The following is a 16,916-nucleotide window of genomic DNA, read 5'->3' on the forward strand; positions in this document are numbered from 1 at the left end:
TCACAAACCGGCGGCCGCAAAAGGCATACCGCATGTCGTGAGATAATCGACCAGTGGCACGCGGCGATGGAAAACTTTCCCATGATCTTCTCCCCGGCGAAAAAGGCCCGCAGGACGCTTGCGGCGTCTTCGGCGTCTGGGCACCGGGCGAAGAAGTAGCAAAACTTACCTATTACGGGCTGTATGCTCTGCAGCACCGTGGTCAGGAGTCGGCTGGTATAGCTACCAGCGACGGCAAGCGGATCAACGTCTACAAGGACATGGGACTCGTATCCCAGGTCTTCGACGAGACCACGCTGAACACCCTGACCGGGCACCTGGCCGTGGGCCACTGCCGGTATTCCACCACCGGCGCCAGCCACTGGGCCAACGCCCAGCCCACGCTGGGCGCCACCGCAACGGGAACCGTGGCCCTGGCCCACAACGGCAACCTCACCAACACCGCCGAACTGAACGCGATGATCCAGGAGCGCAACGGCGGCAACCTGACCGGTGAGATGAAGCAGGGCAACACCTCGGACACCGCCCTGGTCACGGCACTGCTGGAGGGCGAGCCGGGCAAGACCCTCGAAGAGACCGCCACCGAACTGCTGCCCAAGATCAAGGGCGGGTTCTGCTTCGTCTTCATGGACGAAGGCACCCTCTACGCCGCACGCGACACCTTCGGCATCCGCCCGCTGGTCCTGGGGCGGCTGGAGCGGGGCTGGGTTGTCGCCTCGGAGCAGTCCGCACTCGCCACCGTCGGCGCCAGCTTCATCCGCGAGATCGAGCCCGGCGAATTCATTGCCATCGACGAAGAGGGCGTTCGCACCAAGCGCTTCGCGGACCCGACGCCGGCCGGCTGCGTCTTCGAGTACGTCTACCTGGCGCGGCCGGACGCAGCCATTGCGGGCCGCTCCGTGTACGAGTCCCGTGTGGAGATGGGCCGCCAGTTGGCCCGGGAAAACACCCAGGCGGCGGACATCGTCATTCCCGTCCCGGAATCCGGAACTCCCGCAGCGGTGGGTTATGCCGAGGAATCCGGCATCCCCTTCGCCCACGGCTTCGTCAAGAACTCGTACGTGGGCCGCACGTTCATCCAGCCGTCGCAGACCCTGCGCCAGCTGGGCATCCGGCTCAAGCTCAACGCGCTGGAGTCCGTGATCCGCGGCAAGCGCGTGGTGGTCGTGGACGATTCCATCGTCCGCGGCAACACCCAGCGCGCCATCGTCCGCATGCTCCGCGAAGCGGGCGCCGCCGCCGTCCACGTCAAGATTTCCTCCCCGCCCGTCCAGTGGCCGTGCTTCTACGGCATCGACTTCGCCTCCCGGGCTGAGCTCATCGCCAACGGTGCCACCATCGAGGAGATCTCGCAGGCGATCGGCGCCGACTCGCTGGCCTACATTTCCGAGGACGGCATGATCGGCGCCACCCGGCAGCCGCGGGAGCGACTCTGCACCGCCTGCTTCACGGGCAAATACCCCATCAAGCTCCCGGACGCCGACAAGCTGGGCAAGAACCTGCTGGAGCGCACCGACTCTGTCGGAAAGGCCGCCGGCCTGAAGCCCTCGCCCTCCGCGCTCCCCGGCGAGACCGCCGCCCTGGCCGTTGACGCCACGGAGGATCCGGCAGAAAAAGCCGGCGCCACCGGCTGCGATCCCGGGCCGGATTCCGAATTCGAGAACCTGCTGACCGAAGCCGACCTCGTGCCCGACGTACACGCCGCCACCAGCGCCGACAAGAAGGACTCCGTATGACTTCCGCTACCCCCGCCGCAGAGAACTCCGGCATCACCTACGCCTCCGCAGGCGTGGACGTTGAAGCCGGGGACCGCGCCGTCGAGCTCATGAAGGATGCCGTCAAGGCAACCCACAACTCCTCGGTGATCGGCGGGGTGGGCGGCTTCGCCGGCCTCTACGACGTCTCCAAGCTGCTGACGTACAAGAGGCCCCTGCTGGCCACGTCCACGGACGGTGTCGGCACGAAGGTGGCCATTGCCCAGGCCATGGACATCCACGACACCATCGGCTTCGACCTGGTGGGCATGGTGGTGGACGACATTGTGGTGGTGGGCGCCGAGCCGCTGTACATGACTGACTACATTGCCTGCGGCAAGGTAGTGCCCGAGCGCATCGCCGGCATTGTCCGCGGCATCGCCTCGGCCTGCTCCGTCGCCGGCACGGCACTGGTGGGCGGTGAAACCGCCGAGCACCCCGGCCTGCTGGGCGAGCACGAATACGACGTTGCCGGTGCCGCCACCGGCGTGGTGGAAGCCGACGCCCTGCTGGGTCCGGACCGCGTCCGCGCCGGCGACGTGGTGATCGGCATGGCCTCCTCCGGCCTGCACTCCAACGGCTACTCCCTGGTCCGCCGCGTGATCAACCACGCCGGCTGGGCACTGGACCGCCAGGTCTCCGAGCTGGGCCGCACCCTGGGTGAGGAACTCCTGGAGCCCACCCGCGTCTACGCGGCCGACTGCCTGGACCTCGCCCGCACCTTCCCGGTGAACTCCGGGGCTGCCGTCCACGGCTTCAGCCATGTCACCGGCGGCGGGCTTGCGGCCAACCTGGCACGCGTCCTCCCGCAGGGCCTGGTGGCCACCGTGGACCGCGCCACCTGGGAGCTGCCGGCCATCTTCAAGCTGGTGTCCGAACTGGGCAACGTTCCGCTGGCGGACCTCGAACGCACCCTGAACCTCGGGGTGGGCATGGTGGCCATCGTGTCCCCCGAAGCCGCTGATGCCGCCGTCGCGCGTTTGAACGAACGCGGGCTGCCGTCCTGGATCATGGGCACGGTCACCGAGGATTCAGACTCCATCCTGAAGTCCGGCCCGGATTACGTGCAGGGTGCCAAGGGCGTGGATGGCGGCGCCGTCCGCCTGGTCAACGCCTACGCGTAAAGCCTTAAGTGCGTCGGGTCCCCGCCGTTTGGCGGGGCCCGACCTCTTTAAGCGACCTGGATGAGGCTGAGGACACCGCCCTGCGGATCCCGGATGGTGGCCAGTGAGCCGTCAGCCGGCTGCTCGTCCGGCTCCACGATGACTTCGCCCCCGGCCTGGATGGCGGCGTCAGCTGCGCTGCGGACATCGGCAACGCCGAAGTAGATCTGCCAGCCGGCTTCGTCGCCCTCTTCGGCAGGAACAACGCCGGCCACCTCGCCGCCGTTGATGAGCAGCGTGCTGTAGCTGCCGCCGTCATCCTGCGGATACTCGGTGACCTCGTGCCCGAACAGCTGCTGGAAGAAGCCGACGGCGGCCTGCGGCTCGGGCGTCAAAAGTTCCGCCCAGGCCAGCGCACCGGGCTCGTTGAAAAGTTGGCTTCCGCGGTGCGTTCCGGCCTGCCAGATGCCGGTGGTCCCGCCGCCGGGCGGGGCGAGGAAGGCCAGCACGCCGGTGTCGCCCACCTGCTCCGGCCCGAACTGGACCTCGCCGCCGGTGTGGACGGCATCCTCCAGCAGGGCCGCCGCATCCGTGGCCGCGAAGTAGACGTTCCACTGGGCAGGCGTTCCAGCCCGCTGCAGGGGACCCTGGGGAGCGATGGTGGCAACCAGCCGGCCATCCGTGAACGCCTGCGCATAACGGCGGCCGTCCGGGGTGGGAAAGTCCTCGTAGGTCCAACCGAACAGCCGGCCATAAAAGTGTTTCGCGGCGGCAACGTCAGGAGCCTGCAGGTCAGCCCAGCAGGGCTCGCCGTGGCGGTATCCCTCAACTTTTGGCATGGCACAACGCTACACGGCCTTGAGCAGCAACGGGTGTCGGCGCACAATGGCGATAAGCGGATCTGCTGGCCCCACCCCCACGGGGCCTGTCACCAACGGTCGACCCTCAACGGGAGAGCACATGGCTGGCCTCAGGGACATTGACGGACATCCGACCTGGGTTGAAGACCGGGGTGGTCGGGGCGCTCCGCTGCTGCTGCTGCACGGCGGCCTTAGCAACAGTGATGCGCTTCTCGACAGCATTGGACCAGGGCTTTCGGACCAATATCGGGTTATCGCCTTCGACCGTCGCGGCCACGGTTACACCGCAGACACGGAGGCGGAATTCCACTACGACGACATGGCCCGCGAGGCGGTTCGCGTCATTGAGCAAGTGTCCGGTTTTCCCGCGTATCTCGTCGGGTGGAGCGATGGCGGCATCATCGCCCTCCTAGTGGCCCTCGCACGGCCGGAACTCGTGGCAAAACTGGTCGTCATCGGTGCGAACTACCATGTGGACGGCATCGCGCCGGTGGAGATGGATCCAGGGACTCCAGCCTTGCAGGAGCTTGGCCGGTCTTATGCCGAACGCTCCCCCGATGGGCCAGCGCACTTTGAAGAAGTAGTGCGAAAGTACCTGCGACTCATGAGCAGTGAGCCCACGCTGACCACGGCCGACGTGGCGCGCATCCAGCAGCCGGTGCTGGTGATGGCAGGGGACGACGATCTGGTGACACTGCCGCACACGATCTCGTTGTATCAGGCCTTACCTAACGGGCAGCTGGCCGTGGTCCCGGGCGCATCCCATGGACTGCCGCTGGAACAACCGGCCATGGTGAGCAGTATTATCCTTCAGTTCCTGGCCGCCGAAGGACCACCCCGGACCCTCATGCCAATTCGGCGTGCCCATGCTGCGGACACGATTGGCCTGTAAGCTGCACGGCGAAGAGGCCCTTAGCGACACGCCGCAAAGAGGGCATGATCGAACGTGCCCCATGACCGAGGTCAGCACACCACCTATTATGCGACGGTGGTGCTGAAAGGAGGGTGTGACGAAGACATCGGGCCCGGCTCGATGCGGTTCCCGGTCAACGACTAACCGATGCGACGGTGGTCTACCTCGTCGTCATCGTCATCCAAATCATCCGCGTACTTGTCCACGTAAGCCGAATAGTCCGGTTCAACCGGTTCATTCGAGTAACGGCTCGTTGAACGACTGCCCGGGCCCGTCAGCTCACGCTGAAGTGCCGAGTAGTCAGTGTTCGGGGAGTAGTACTTGATATCCCGAGCCTGCTTGGTAGCTTTTGCCTTTTGACGGCCGCGCCCCATGGCGTGACCCCCTTTTGTACTTGGACCGGAGGTGGTCACCTTGGCGATCGGTGAGGCCCCGGAATGTTTGGTCAATTTGTCGTACACCTAGATTACATGCTTTCGGCGGCCCCCGCTTGCCAGCACGGGGCCCGGGCGGCGCCGTGGGGTACCATGACGCACCTCCGCCCGCGGGATTCCGGCTTTTTTCTTCGGTAGAGTCACTTAAGAACTGCCGATTTTGGCCGGCTTTCCGGCGAGCCGCGGAACGAAACCAGGAGATCCACGCCCGTGAACCACCAGGACATCCCGCCAAAGCCCGCGTCCCCGCCAACGGGAGGCATGCCCCGGGTCCACGGCGCGGGCGACGGACCGGTGCCGGCGCCCGCGTCGGTCACCTGGTCCCAGCCGCACCCCGACCCCGGGCAGCCCCAGCCCGCACACAGGGGGCCCGCACTCTGGAAGGCGCTGTTCGCCGTCGTCATCCTGGCCGTTGTTGCCGGGCTGGTGTGGCTGGCCCTGTGGCTGAACGCGGACTCCGGCCAGGACCTGGCGGCGCCAGAGGCGTCCGGAGTGCTGCAGACCACCGCCACCCCGGCCGCCACTCCCCTGCCCCTGCCGCGGGACGGCGTGGCGCCTGCGCAGTACGCCCTGGGCGACTGCTTCAAGGACTTCGATCCCGAAGCCCTGGCGTCCTCCCTGGTGCCGTGCGACACGGGCCACTCGGCGCAGTTGGTGGCCGTGTTCCACTACCCCGGGGAGGCCGCGTACCCCGGGGCGGAAGCCTTGAAGGCCAAGGCGCTGGAGGCCTGCCAGGCGGCCAGGCTGGGCCCCGCGGCCAACCAGTACCAGCTCAACTTCCAGCGCAGCTTTCCCAGCAGCACCAGCTGGGAATCGGGCGACCGCCGCGTGGACTGCTACGTCACGGCCGATGGCGGCAACGTCATTAACGCAAGCGTGCTGCCCTGACGGCCATCCCGCCGGGGCAGCACTCCTGCATTAGGTGACGCGTTAGTCCTTCCGCCGCACCGACAGGCCCGAGGTGGGGGTACCCGTCAGGGCGTCGACGTTGCCATTGGTCAGCTCGTCCAGGTCGGCTGCGGTATCAACCAGGACGGTGTCGCCGTCGCTGATCTCGCCGGCCAGGATGCCCTTGGCCAGCCGGTCGCCGATCTCCCGCTGCACCAGGCGGCGCAGCGGCCGGGCGCCGTAGGCCGGGTCGTAGCCGGACAGTGCCAGCCACGCCTTCGCCCCGTCCGTGACCTCCAGGCTGAGGCGCCGTTCGCGCAGCCGCCGGCCCAGCTCGGCCACGTGCAGCTCCACGATATGCCCCAGTTCCTCCATGGACAGCGCATCGAACAGCACTACCTCATCGAGCCGGTTAAGGAACTCCGGCTTGAAGGACGCGTTCACGGTGGCCATAACGGCGCTCCGCTTGGCCTCGGCGTCCAGGGTCTGGTCCACCAGGAACTGGCTGCCCAGGTTCGAGGTGAGCACCAGGATCACGTTGCGGAAGTCCACGGTGCGGCCCTGCCCGTCGGTGAGCCGGCCGTCGTCGAGCACCTGCAGGAGGATGTCGAAGACCTCGGGGTGGGCCTTTTCCACCTCGTCCAGCAGCACCACGGAGTACGGGCGGCGGCGGACGGCCTCGGTCAGCTGGCCGCCCTCCTCGTACCCGACGTATCCCGGGGGCGCACCGACCAGCCGGGCCACGGAGTGCTTCTCGCCGTACTCGGACATGTCGATGCGCACCATGGCGCGTTCATCGTCGAACAGGAAGTCCGCCAGCGCCTTGGCCAGCTCGGTCTTGCCGACGCCGGTGGGGCCCAGGAACAGGAACGAACCTGTGGGCCGGTTGGGGTCGCTGATGCCTGCCCGCGCACGGCGGACGGCATCGGAGACAGCAGCCACGGCCTTGGACTGGCCGATGAGCCGCCTGCCCAGCTCCTCCTCCATGTGCAGCAGCTTCTGGCTTTCGCCCTGCAGCATCCGGCCGGCGGGGATTCCGGTCCAGGCGGAAATCACCTCGGCGATATCCTCCGCCGTCACTTCCTCGGCCACCATCTGGGCCGGCTTCTCCCCCACCGCCGCCTCGGCTTCGGCAGCGGCGTTCAGCTCACGCTCAAGGGCGGGGATTTCGCCGTAGAGGATCCGGGAGGCAGTCTCTAGGTCGCCCTCACGCTGCGCCTTGTCCGCGGCGGAGCGCAGCTCATCCAGTTTCGCCTTCAGGTCGCCCACCCGGTTAAGGCCTGCCTTTTCGGCCTCCCAGCGCGCGTTCAGCGCCGAGAGCTCCTCTTCCTTGTCAGCCTTGTCGGCACGCAGTGCAGCCAGCCGCTCCACCGACGCGGGGTCGGATTCCCCGGACAGGGCCAGCTCCTCCATGGTGAGCCGGTCCACCTGCCGGCGCAGCTGGTCGATCTCTTCCGGGGCGGAGTCGATCTCCATGCGCAGCCGGGAGGCGGCCTCGTCCACCAGGTCGATCGCCTTGTCCGGCAGCTGGCGGCCGGAAATGTAGCGGTTGGAGAGAGTTGCGGCGGCCACCAGGGCGGAGTCCGCGATGGACACCTTGTGGTGCGCCTCGTAGCGCTCCTTGAGGCCGCGGAGGATGCCGATGGTGTCCTCCACGCTGGGCTCGCCGACGTAGACCTGCTGGAAGCGGCGTTCCAGGGCTGCGTCCTTTTCGATGTTTTCGCGGTATTCGTCCAGCGTGGTGGCACCGATCAACCGGAGTTCGCCGCGGGCCAGCATTGGCTTGAGCATATTGCCGGCGTCCATGGAGGAGTCCCCGGTGGCGCCGGCACCGACCACGGTGTGGATCTCGTCGATGAAGGTGACGATCTGGCCTTCCGAGCCCTTGATCTCCTCAAGGACCGCTTTCAGCCGCTCCTCGAACTCACCGCGGTACTTCGCGCCCGCAACCATGGAGCCGAGGTCCAGGGAGATCAGCGTCTTGCCGCGCAGGCTTTCGGGGACGTCGCCCGCCACCATCCGCTGCGCGAGCCCTTCCACGACGGCGGTCTTGCCCACGCCCGGTTCGCCGATCAGTACCGGATTGTTCTTGGTGCGCCGGGACAGGACCTGGACGACGCGCCTGATTTCGGAGTCACGGCCGATCACGGGGTCAAGCTTGCCCGAGCGCGCCATCGCGGTGAGGTCCGTGCCGTACTTCTCAAGCGCCTGGAAAGTGTTCTCGGGGTCGGGACTGTCCACCTTGCGGTCGCCGCGGACACCGGGGAGCGCGGCGAGCAGCGCCTCGCGCGAGGCACCGGCATCGCGCAGCAGGCGTGCAGCGGCCTCGTTGCCGGCCGAGATGCCAATCAGGAGAACCTCGGTGGACACGAAGCTGTCCCCCAGCCGGTCCGCCTCTTCCTTCGCGTGCTGGATGGCCTGGAGGGCAGGGCGGGACAGCTGCGCCTGCTGGCTGGAGCCGCCGGAGGTGGCAGGCAGGGCCTTGATGGCGCTGCTGGCCTGGACGCTGACCGCGTCGGGATCGGCCCCGGTGGCGCGGAGCAGTGCGACGGCGACGCCCTCCCGCTGGTCCATCAGCGCCTTGAGGAGGTGGGCCGGTTCCACCTGGGGGTTGCCCGCCGTCGAGGCGTTCATCGCCGCGGCAGAAAGAGCCTCCTGGCTCTTGGTGGTGAATTTGACGTCCAAAGAGAGCTCCTTTCGGGGACTTGTTGACTAAGTTGAGTGTACTACGCTCAACTTTGCCGGACGAGGTTCACTAGCCATGTTTGCCCACGGCGAAACAGCTGTCCAGAGCCGGAAGTCCCGCCGGGGTTCCCCGCACCTGCATGGATGCCGTGCCGCCAGCTTCGCCTACGTCCCGTACACGGACACGGCGGCCGCCTTGACCACGAAGTGCACGGTCATTCCAGGGACCAGCGCGAGGTCCGCGGAAGCGGCAGGCGTGATGTCGGCAGCGAGGCCGCCGGCCCGGACGCGGACCTGGTCGCCGTGCGGCTCAAGGTCTGTGATGGTCACCGGGAAGGAATTGCGCGGGCTGCCGTGCGCGTCGTCCAGGAAGACAGATACGGCCGACGGCGGGAAGACGGCGACGCCGGGGCTGCCCGGCGTCGGCGGCAGGTCGGGTTCGCCGGGGCCAGGTTCCAGCTCTTCGGCATGTCCCGAGATCTCCAGGCCGCCGGCGGTCCGCACGCCGGCAGCGTCCAGGACCCCGGGCACGAAATTCAGACCGGCCAGGCCGGCGGCGAACCGGCTGCGGGGACGCTCCAGCACCTCCCGGGTGGGACCCTCCTCGGCGACTTTCCCGTCTTCCAGGATGACCACCCTGTCGGCGAGCATCAGCGCGTCCAGGACGTCATGGGTAACGATGATGGCCTGCCTTCCCGCGAGGACGCGCTTGAAGAGGCGGCGCAGCAGCGGGGCCGAGTGGATGTCCAATGCTGCGAGGGGTTCATCGAGCAGGAGGAGTGCGGGATCTGCGGCGAGCGCCCGGGCCACGGCCACGCGCTGGGCCTGGCCGCCGGAGAGTTGGGCAGGGCGGCGCCCGGCGAGGTCTTCGACGCCCACTTCCGCCAGCCAGCGCACGGCCCGCTCCTTGGCGGCATGCTTGCCGGTGCCGGTGCTGCGGGGCCCGAACGCCACGTTGTCCGCGGCGTTCAAGTGCGGGAAGAGCAACGGTTCCTGGGCCAGCAGGGCGGTGCCGCGAAGGTGCGGGGGCGTCCAGGCCTGCTTGCCGCCGCCTGCTTCATGGCCAAGACGGAACAGGGTCCTGCCGTTGAGTTCGGCCCGGCCGCTGTCCGGCCGCAGCAGGCCGGCAATGCTGGACAACAGGGTGGACTTGCCCGCGCCGTTGGGTCCCATGACCGCCACGGTTTCCCCCGGCCGCACCGTCAGCGCCACGTCGAAACCCCGCCCGGCCACGACTGCCTGGTAGGACAACGTCACGTGACGTTCCCTCCTGCCGGCGCCGCCGCCGTCGTCCGTCCTGAGCCGGTGCGGGCTGCGGCAGGGCGGCGGTAAGCGAGGGCAACCACCGCAACGGCGACGGCCACCAGCACCAGGGACAGCGCGACGGCGGCGTCCGGGTCTGTTTCGCGCTGCAGGTAGATCTCCAGCGGCAGGGTCCGGGTGACCCCCTGCAGGCTGCCGGCGAAGGTCAGCGTGGCGCCGAACTCGCCGAGGCTGCGGGCGAAGGACAGGACCGCGCCGGACGCCAGGCCCGGCAGGACAAGCGGAAGCGTGACGCGCCGGAACACGATGCCCGGCGGCGCGCCCAGGGTAGCCGCAACCGCCTCATAGCGGGATCCGGACGTCCGCAGCGCTCCTTCCAGGCTCACCACCAGGAACGGCAGCGCAACAAAGGTCTGCGCCAGCACAACCGCAGTGGTGGAGAAGGCGATCTGCAGGCCGAGCACGTCCAGGGTCCGGCCCAGCAGCCCCTGCCGGCCAAACGTATAGAGCAGTGCGATGCCGCCCACCACCGGCGGAAGGACCAGCGGCAGGAGCACCAGCGAGCGCAGCAGGCCCTGCAGCCGGAACGTGTCCCGGGCAAGGACCACGGCCAGCGGCACGCCGAGCACGATGCACAGGACGGTGCTGGCCGCAGAGGTCCGCAGGCTCAGCGCCAGCGCCGTCAGCGACGATTCGGACGTCACGAGCGGGACGAAGTGTGTCCAGTCCACCCGCAGGACCATGGCCAGCAGCGGGAGGACCACCACGACGGCGGCAACGACCGCCAAAGCCCGGACCCAGCCCGGGATCGCGGTATAGGCGTGCGGGGTGCTGCCGGGTGGCATCATTTGCCCTGGCCGGACGCGTCCGCCGGGCCGAATCCGGCCGCCGCCAGGACTTTTTGGCCTTCCGCGCCGGTGACCAGGTCCAGGAAGGCCTGCGCGGTTGCCTTGTTCCGGCTCGTGGTGGTCGCAACAATCGGGTAGGTGTTGACGGCGCCCTGCGACTCCGCGAAACCGATACCAGCGACCTTGCCTCCGGCGGCGTTGATGTCCGTGGCGTAGACCAGGCCGGCATCTGCCTCGGCGGAAGTGACCTTGCCCAGCACGTCGGTGACCGCGTTTTCCTCACTCACGGGCCTGAGTTCCAGGCCGGCCGCTTCCGCCACCTTGGCCGCTGCGGCCCCGCATGGAACCTGCCTGGCGCAGGTGACGAGCTTGACGCCCGGGCGCGCCAGGTCCTTCAGCGATCCGATGCCGGCGGGGTTGCCGGGCGGCATGGCGATGGCGAGGGTGTTGGTGGCGAAATTCCGCGGTGTGCCGTCGGCAAGGCCGGCGTCCTGCAGCTTCTGCATGTTGGCCGCGTCGGCCGACGCGAAGACGTCCGCAGGGGCGCCCTGGCTGATCTGGCCCACGAGGTCCGAGGATCCTGCAAAGCTCAAAGTGACGGAGCTTCCCGGGTTGGCAGCCTCGAAGGCATGCGCGAGTTCGGTGAAGGTGCCTTTGAGGGACGCGGCCGCAAAGACGGTGATGGTGCCGGCCGGCCTCGCGCCAGTGCGCTCATCCGCACCCGCCGTGGTGCCGCCCGCCGGGGCGCACCCGGTGAGCACGGCCGGCAGGAGTGCGCCTGCGGCAAGGACGGCAGCAAGTGCCCTGGCCCTGGCGGTGGGGATGGGCAGCCTTGTCATGCGCGGCCGCATCATGCCCGGCCCTTGGGCGATTCGATGATGACCGTTGTCGCCTTGACCACGGCGGTGGCCACCGAGCCCGGTTCCAGCCCAAGGTCGCGCACCGCTTCGCTGCTCATCAGCGATACAACGCGGAAGGGGCCGCACTGCAGTTCCACCTGCGCCATGACCTTGTCCGCGACGACGTTGGTGACAAGGCCGACGAACCGGTTGCGCGCCGAGCTGCCGCCACGTTGCGGGTCCTCGGGCAATTGCGCGAGCTTCCGGGCATGGTTGGCCAGCTCAAGGCCGTCCACGGCCAGCCTGCCGGACTCGTCGCGCCGGGGTGCCAGGGTTCCCTGGTCCGTCCACCGGCGCACGGTATCGTCACTGACGCCCAGGAAACGGGCGGCTTCGGAAACGCGGATCAGGGCCATGCTGGGATCCTAACCCGCAGATGCGGAAAAGAACCAGCACTTTACGCCGTAAACGAGGAACCCCACACCCTGCCGGTGGTTGCCGGGGATACGGCACTAGACTTCCTTCCGTGGCCATCTACATCGATCCCCCGCTGTGGCCCGCCCACGGAACGCACTTTTCGCACATGGTCTCAGACAGCTCCCTCGAGGAACTGCACGCCTTCGCTGCGGCCGCGGGAATTCCTGGGCGGGCATTCGACGGCGACCATTACGACGTACCGGAACGCCGCCTCGGCGAGCTCGTGGCGGCCGGGGCAATTGCCGTAGAAGGCAGGGTCCTGGTCCGCAAACTGATCGCGAGCGGACTGCGGATCCCGGCCCGGCGGCGGAACAAGTCGCTGAAGGTTCCCCTGCTGAACCGCTGGGAGGCCCTCATCCCCGGCCACGACGCCCTGTTCCTGGACCTGCTGGACCGGTGGAGCGAACCACACCGCCACTACCACGGCTGCACGCACCTGCTTTCGGTCTTGGAGGCCCTGGACCTGCTCACCGAACCTGCCGAACCGCCGCGGACCGTGCTGCTGGCGGCGTGGTTCCACGACGCCGTGTACCGCGGCGCCGCCGGCCAGGACGAGGAGGAATCTGCCCGCCTGGCGGAAGAACGCCTGGCGCAAGCCGGGTTGCCGGAGGCAGAGGTGTCCGAAGTGGCCCGGCTGGTCCGCCTCACCTCCGACCACCGGCCGGAAGCGGGTGACGACGACGGAGCCCTCCTCTGCGATGCCGACCTTTCCGTCCTCGGCGGCGAACCGGAGGAATACGCCCGCTACGTTGCCGCCGTCCGGAAGGACTACGCGCACATTGGCGACGCCGACTTCGCTGCCGGCCGGGCCGCCGTCGTCCGCCACCTGCTGGAACTGGACCCGCTCTTCCACCATCCGCGTGCCAGGGAGCTCTGGACGGACGCGGCCCGCCGCAACCTGGAAGGCGAACTGTCGTGAACGCACCACAATCCAACCCGCGCCACACGTATTCGGCGAACGCCGCGCACCGGCAGCTGCCCTTCGAGGTCCGGCTGGACTGGGGGCTGGAGGGTGCCCGGACCATTGCACCGGGCGCGGACATCGCGGTGGTGGTGGATGTCCTGTCCTTCGGAACCTGTGTCAGCGTGGCCCTCGACCAGGGCGTCGAGGTCTTCCCGTACCCCTGGAGGGACACCAGCGCTGAAGACTTCGCCGCGCACCACCATGCACAACTCGCCGGGCCGCGGGACGGCGGCGGCCTCAGCCTCTCGCCGGCGAGCATCCGGGGCGCCGGACCGCTGGAACGGCTGGTCCTGCCTTCCCCGAACGGGGCGGAGCTGTGCCGCGCGCTGGCAGACGAAGTGCCGTTGGTAGCCGTGGCTTGCCTGCGCAACGCGGCCGCAACGGCGGACTGGGTGGCCGCGAACCTTCCGGGCGACGCCGTGGTGGCGGTGGTCGCCGCCGGGGAGCGGTGGCCGGACCGCACGCTGCGCCCCGCGGTCGAGGACCAGATCGGCGCGGGGGCGGTCATCGCCGGGCTGGTGGCGGCGGGCAAGGGCGGCTATGAGGCTGAGGACGGCAGGCACGGGTACGCTCCCGAGGCGGTGGCAGCCATGGCTGTTTTCGAGGCCTCCGAGCCGCGGTTGCGTGAACTTCTGCACCACTGTTCCAGCGGCCGGGAACTGTCAGGCGGGGGTTATGCGGCTGATGTGGACATAGCCGCCGAACTGGATGACAGCGATTCGGTGGCCATCCTTCGGAGCGGGGCATTCCGTCCTGTAGCTTTCGCTTCCGGGGCGGAGCCGGCCGGCTCCTAGCGGTAGCTCCTGACCGGGTAGTTGCTGGCAAACGGGGTGCTGGTGGGTACGATCTGCTTGCCCAGCGGCATCAGGGACACCGGAATCAGCTTGAGGTTGGCGATGGCCAGCGGGATGCCAATGATGGTCACCGCCATGGCAAACGCCGTCAGGACGTGCCCGATGGCGATCCAGATGCCCGCGACCAGCAGCCAGATCACGTTGCCCAGCAGGGAGAAGACACCGCTGCCGCCGGGTTTGTCCACCACCATCCGGCCGAAGGGCCACAGCGTGTAGGCAGCGATCCGGAACGAGGCGATGCCCCACGGAATGGTCACGATCAGCAGGCAGCAGACCACGCCCGCGAGGAAATAGCCCAGGGCCAGCCAGAAGCCGCCGAAAACCAGCCAGATGATGTTCAGGAGTGTCTTCATGGAGCCATTCTGCCCCCAGCCACCGACAAAACACGTCCCCTGGCCAAAAGATGGGGGACTTCCCTGATCCTGCCCTGGCTTGACCCTGGGCTGGGAGGCACCTTGGGGGCGCCGCCGGGCTAAACGGTGGCGGCCGCCTTCGCTGCTTCCACGAACGCCCGGATCTTTGCCAGGTCCTTGACCCCGCGGGAAGCCTCCACGCCGGAGGAGACATCCACGCCCCAGGCGTGGGCCGCTGCCGACGCCTGGCCCACGTTCCCCGGCTCCAGGCCGCCCGCAAGCAGCCACTTCCGGCCCTGGAGGACAGGCAGGGAGGCCACTGAGGCGTAGTCCCAGGATTCCCCCGACCCCGGGACAGCCGCGTCAATCAGGAGCAGGTCCTCGCCCCAGTCCTGGAACTCCTCCGGAGCGGCACCCATGGTGACCGCCCTGATCAGCTTCATGCCGGCGTCGTGCACTGTTGCCACGTCCGCCCGGGACCGTTGCCCGTGCAGTTGGATCCACTCCAGGCCCGCGGCGCGGGCGATGGCGACGGCGTCCACCACCGGCTCGTCGCGGAACACGCCGATCGGCAAAACATCTTCGGGCACCCCTGCCAGCAGGGCGGCGGCCTGCGACGGCGAAACCACGCGCGGGCTGGCGGTGAGGACGAACCCCACGGCATCCGCCCCGGCGTCCACCGCTTCGCGGACTGATTCGGGCGTGCTGAGACCACACACTTTGACGAACATTCCCGGGCTCCTTCAGGCTGTTTTCGTGTTGACCCCCCGCAGGAGAGTAGCAGGGACCGGGCTGAACCTGCGACGCCGGACCACAGCCGGGGAACTAGGCTGGCCAGATGCAGATCATCCGTTTCGCAGAGCTCAAGGCAGAACCGTGGCGCAACGGCGGGGGCGTGACCAGGGAGATTGCCCAGCAGGGTTCGGCGGACGGCGGCTGGGACTGGCGGGTGAGCATCGCGGATGTGACGAAGGCGGGCGACTTTTCGCCGTTCCCGGGGATGGAGCGGGTGCTGACCGTCGTCGAGGGCGATTTGCTGCTGCTCACCGTGGACGGTTCCGAGCGGCCGGTGGAAAAGTTCCGTCCCTACAGATTCGACGGCGGCGCGGCCACCTCGGCGAAGCTCCCCACTGGGGACGTCAGGGACCTTAACGTCATCACGCGAAAGGGTGCCTTCAAGGGCTTCACCTCCATCATCGAGCTGTCCAGGAAACGCGCGCACCCTGTCTTCGAAGGGCAGCTGGGAGTGCTGCTGCAGGGACAGGCGACGGCCAGCGAAGGGGACGCGGACCCCGTGGAGCTGGAGCGCTACGACGCCGTGGCCGGTTCGGATCAGCGCTCCCCCGAAATCCTGGGCCGCGGCTTCCTGGCCGTGGTGTCCATCGACGCGGTCATGCCGGAGGACTGAAGGGCCGCACCGGCACCACGGCACCGCTCCGGCGTGCCTCCTCGGCCGCGAAAACAACCGCGTGGCTGACGAGGGATTCCTCCAGCCCGGAGACGATACCGGACCAGTCCCCGGTTCCCAGGGCGGCCACCCAGGCCTCCACGAGTCCCCGGTCGCCGCCTTCGTGCTTCTCGCCCTTGACGCTGGGCTCAGTTGTGGGCACCTCGTGCACGGTAGTTGTCCCGGTCAGGAAGTCGTAAACGGAGATGGTCCCCGCCTCGATGGAGATCTCGCCGTGGCTGCCGAAGATCCTGGTCCGGCGCGGCCCGGCGGCGGTGAACGCGGTGGCAGTCAAGGCGGCCGTCGTCCCGTCCTCGTATTCGATGTTCACCACCTGGTGGTCCACCACGTCGTTGTCCGAGGAGTAGACACAGCGGCCGTAGGGACCCGTGGCCAGTGCGTGCCACAGCGATTCCCGGTTCCCGCCGGGGTCCACCACGTCGGCAAAATATGCCCGTGCCGGATCGGTCTCGGTGTTGCCTTCGGGGCGGCCGGGGCCGTAGATCCTGACGGCCGAGTAGGGGCAACCGGGTTCCGCTGGACAGTCGGTGCAGCGCCCGGACGCGCCCTCCGGCGCCTCGCCGGGCCGGAAGTGGGTCAGCCGGCCGAACGAGGACACCCGGGCCGGCCTGCTGCCGATGATGAACGAGAGCCAGTCGACGTCGTGCGTGCATTTTGCCAGCAGGAAGGGGCTGGATTGGTCCTCCCGGCGCCAGTTTCCCCGGACGTAGGAATGCGCGAAGTGCCAGAATCCCACCGGTTCCAGGTGCTGGACGGAGATGATCCGCCCCACCGCACCCCCGGAAAGGAGCTGCCGCAGCAGCTCAGTCAGCCGCGTGTACCGCAGGACGTGGCAGACCACGGCGCTGGCCCCGGACCTGCGGGCCAGGCGTTCGAGCTCCCCGCAGCCGGCAGGATCGACGGCGACGGGTTTCTCAAGGAGGATGGGGTAACCGTGGGCGGCGGCGGCAGCGAAGGGCGCCAGGTGCTCGCGGTCAGGTGTGGCGATGATGATGCCGTCAGCGGGAAGGCCCGCAGCCAGCATCGCCTGCCAGTCCTCGAAAGTCCCGTCCGCCGGAACCCCGAGCTCGGCTGCGAGACCTTCACGCAACGGGCGCCGCGGCTCGGCCAGGCCCACCACCACGGCCCGGCCGGTGGCGGCGGCAAGACGCGCATACGCAGAACCCCGCGCTCCCGCTCCGGCGATAAGGAGCCGCACGGGACGTCCGGAGGC

17 protein-coding genes are annotated in these 16,916 nt (G+C 68.4%); 7 read left to right on the forward strand and 10 right to left on the reverse strand.

What is annotated here, in order from left to right; genetic code table 11:
* The first annotated feature begins 53 nt into the window (after positions 1 to 53).
* On the forward strand, positions 54 to 1,736 hold the full coding sequence (gene purF / locus K4G53_RS01115) for an amidophosphoribosyltransferase (protein WP_221383648.1): 1,683 nt from the start codon (positions 54 to 56) through the stop codon (positions 1,734 to 1,736).
* On the forward strand, positions 1,733 to 2,878 hold the full coding sequence (gene purM / locus K4G53_RS01120; RefSeq protein ID WP_221383649.1) for a phosphoribosylformylglycinamidine cyclo-ligase: 1,146 nt from the start codon (positions 1,733 to 1,735) through the stop codon (positions 2,876 to 2,878). The genes purF and purM overlap by 4 nt, the downstream gene beginning before the upstream one ends.
* A 47-nt stretch (positions 2,879 to 2,925) precedes the next feature.
* Here purM and K4G53_RS01125 read toward each other — a convergent pair whose 3' ends face one another.
* Positions 2,926 to 3,696 carry a VOC family protein gene (locus tag K4G53_RS01125; RefSeq protein WP_221383650.1) on the reverse strand — a complete coding sequence of 257 codons (771 nt, stop codon included), beginning with the start codon at positions 3,694 to 3,696 and terminating at the stop codon, positions 2,926 to 2,928.
* A gap of 121 nt (positions 3,697 to 3,817) precedes the next feature.
* Here K4G53_RS01125 and K4G53_RS01130 point away from each other — a divergent pair, with 121 nt between their 5' ends.
* Positions 3,818 to 4,609 (forward strand): alpha/beta fold hydrolase, encoded by a 792-nt coding sequence (locus K4G53_RS01130; protein ID WP_221383651.1) that lies wholly within the window; start codon positions 3,818 to 3,820, stop codon positions 4,607 to 4,609.
* Between the two features lie 161 nt (positions 4,610 to 4,770).
* Here the strand turns inward: K4G53_RS01130 and K4G53_RS01135 are convergent, their stop codons facing one another.
* Entirely contained in the window at positions 4,771 to 5,004 is a 234-nt protein-coding gene (locus K4G53_RS01135; RefSeq protein ID WP_221383741.1) for a DUF3073 domain-containing protein, read from the reverse strand.
* A 270-nt stretch (positions 5,005 to 5,274) separates the two neighbouring features.
* Between K4G53_RS01135 and K4G53_RS01140 the strand changes: the two genes are divergently transcribed.
* On the forward strand, positions 5,275 to 5,952 hold the full coding sequence (locus tag K4G53_RS01140) for a septum formation family protein (RefSeq protein WP_221383652.1): 678 nt from the start codon (positions 5,275 to 5,277) through the stop codon (positions 5,950 to 5,952).
* 42 nt (positions 5,953 to 5,994) lie between these two features.
* On the opposite strand, the gene clpB is transcribed toward K4G53_RS01140, so the two are convergent.
* The 5 genes from clpB to K4G53_RS01165 form a co-directional block, all read right to left on the reverse strand.
* The gene (gene clpB, locus K4G53_RS01145; RefSeq protein WP_221383653.1) at positions 5,995 to 8,637 is read right to left on the reverse strand and encodes an ATP-dependent chaperone ClpB; all 2,643 of its coding nucleotides are present in this window, start codon (positions 8,635 to 8,637) and stop codon (positions 5,995 to 5,997) included.
* A 165-nt stretch (positions 8,638 to 8,802) separates the two neighbouring features.
* Positions 8,803 to 9,894 (reverse strand): sulfate/molybdate ABC transporter ATP-binding protein, encoded by a 1,092-nt coding sequence (locus K4G53_RS01150; RefSeq protein ID WP_221383654.1) that lies wholly within the window; start codon positions 9,892 to 9,894, stop codon positions 8,803 to 8,805.
* Complete coding sequence (locus tag K4G53_RS01155; protein ID WP_221383655.1) at positions 9,891 to 10,745, reverse strand: ABC transporter permease; 855 nt, start codon at positions 10,743 to 10,745, stop codon at positions 9,891 to 9,893. Before K4G53_RS01155 ends, K4G53_RS01150 begins: the two co-directional genes overlap by 4 nt.
* Positions 10,745 to 11,587: a molybdate ABC transporter substrate-binding protein gene (gene modA, locus K4G53_RS01160; protein WP_221383656.1), complete on the reverse strand. Its 843-nt coding sequence runs from the start codon at positions 11,585 to 11,587 to the stop codon at positions 10,745 to 10,747. Before modA ends, K4G53_RS01155 begins: the two co-directional genes overlap by 1 nt.
* 11 nt (positions 11,588 to 11,598) lie before the next feature.
* The gene (locus K4G53_RS01165) at positions 11,599 to 12,003 is read right to left on the reverse strand and encodes a molybdopterin-binding protein (RefSeq protein ID WP_221383657.1); all 405 of its coding nucleotides are present in this window, start codon (positions 12,001 to 12,003) and stop codon (positions 11,599 to 11,601) included.
* Positions 12,004 to 12,113: 110 nt separating this feature from the next.
* Here K4G53_RS01165 and K4G53_RS01170 point away from each other — a divergent pair, with 110 nt between their 5' ends.
* Positions 12,114 to 12,983, forward strand: a complete 870-nt coding sequence (locus tag K4G53_RS01170) for a DUF4031 domain-containing protein (RefSeq protein WP_221383658.1) — start codon at positions 12,114 to 12,116, stop codon at positions 12,981 to 12,983.
* A complete protein-coding gene (locus K4G53_RS01175; protein ID WP_221383659.1) occupies positions 12,980 to 13,822 on the forward strand; it encodes a 2-phosphosulfolactate phosphatase in 843 nt (280 codons plus the stop codon). Before K4G53_RS01170 ends, K4G53_RS01175 begins: the two co-directional genes overlap by 4 nt.
* Here K4G53_RS01175 and K4G53_RS01180 read toward each other — a convergent pair.
* Together K4G53_RS01180 and K4G53_RS01185 are read right to left on the reverse strand one after the other, a co-directional pair.
* Complete coding sequence (locus K4G53_RS01180) at positions 13,819 to 14,235, reverse strand: YccF domain-containing protein (RefSeq protein WP_221383660.1); 417 nt, start codon at positions 14,233 to 14,235, stop codon at positions 13,819 to 13,821. The two genes, K4G53_RS01175 and K4G53_RS01180, sit on opposite strands and share 4 nt — an antisense overlap.
* Before the next feature lie 119 nt (positions 14,236 to 14,354).
* On the reverse strand, positions 14,355 to 14,966 hold the full coding sequence (locus K4G53_RS01185; protein ID WP_221383661.1) for a phosphoribosylanthranilate isomerase: 612 nt from the start codon (positions 14,964 to 14,966) through the stop codon (positions 14,355 to 14,357).
* Positions 14,967 to 15,073: 107 nt separating this feature from the next.
* On the opposite strand from K4G53_RS01185, the gene K4G53_RS01190 reads away from it, so the two are divergent.
* Positions 15,074 to 15,643, forward strand: a complete 570-nt coding sequence (locus K4G53_RS01190; RefSeq protein WP_221383662.1) for a HutD family protein — start codon at positions 15,074 to 15,076, stop codon at positions 15,641 to 15,643.
* On the opposite strand, the gene K4G53_RS01195 is transcribed toward K4G53_RS01190, so the two are convergent.
* Positions 15,627 to 16,901, reverse strand: coding sequence for a Gfo/Idh/MocA family protein (locus K4G53_RS01195; RefSeq protein WP_221383663.1), 1,275 nt, complete (start codon positions 16,899 to 16,901; stop codon positions 15,627 to 15,629). The two genes, K4G53_RS01190 and K4G53_RS01195, sit on opposite strands and share 17 nt — an antisense overlap.
* Between the last annotated feature and the right edge of the window lie 15 nt (positions 16,902 to 16,916).

Origin of the sequence: Arthrobacter sp. MAHUQ-56, from assembly GCF_019710585.1 — a bacterium.
Classification (GTDB): Bacteria; Actinomycetota; Actinomycetes; order Actinomycetales; family Micrococcaceae; genus Arthrobacter.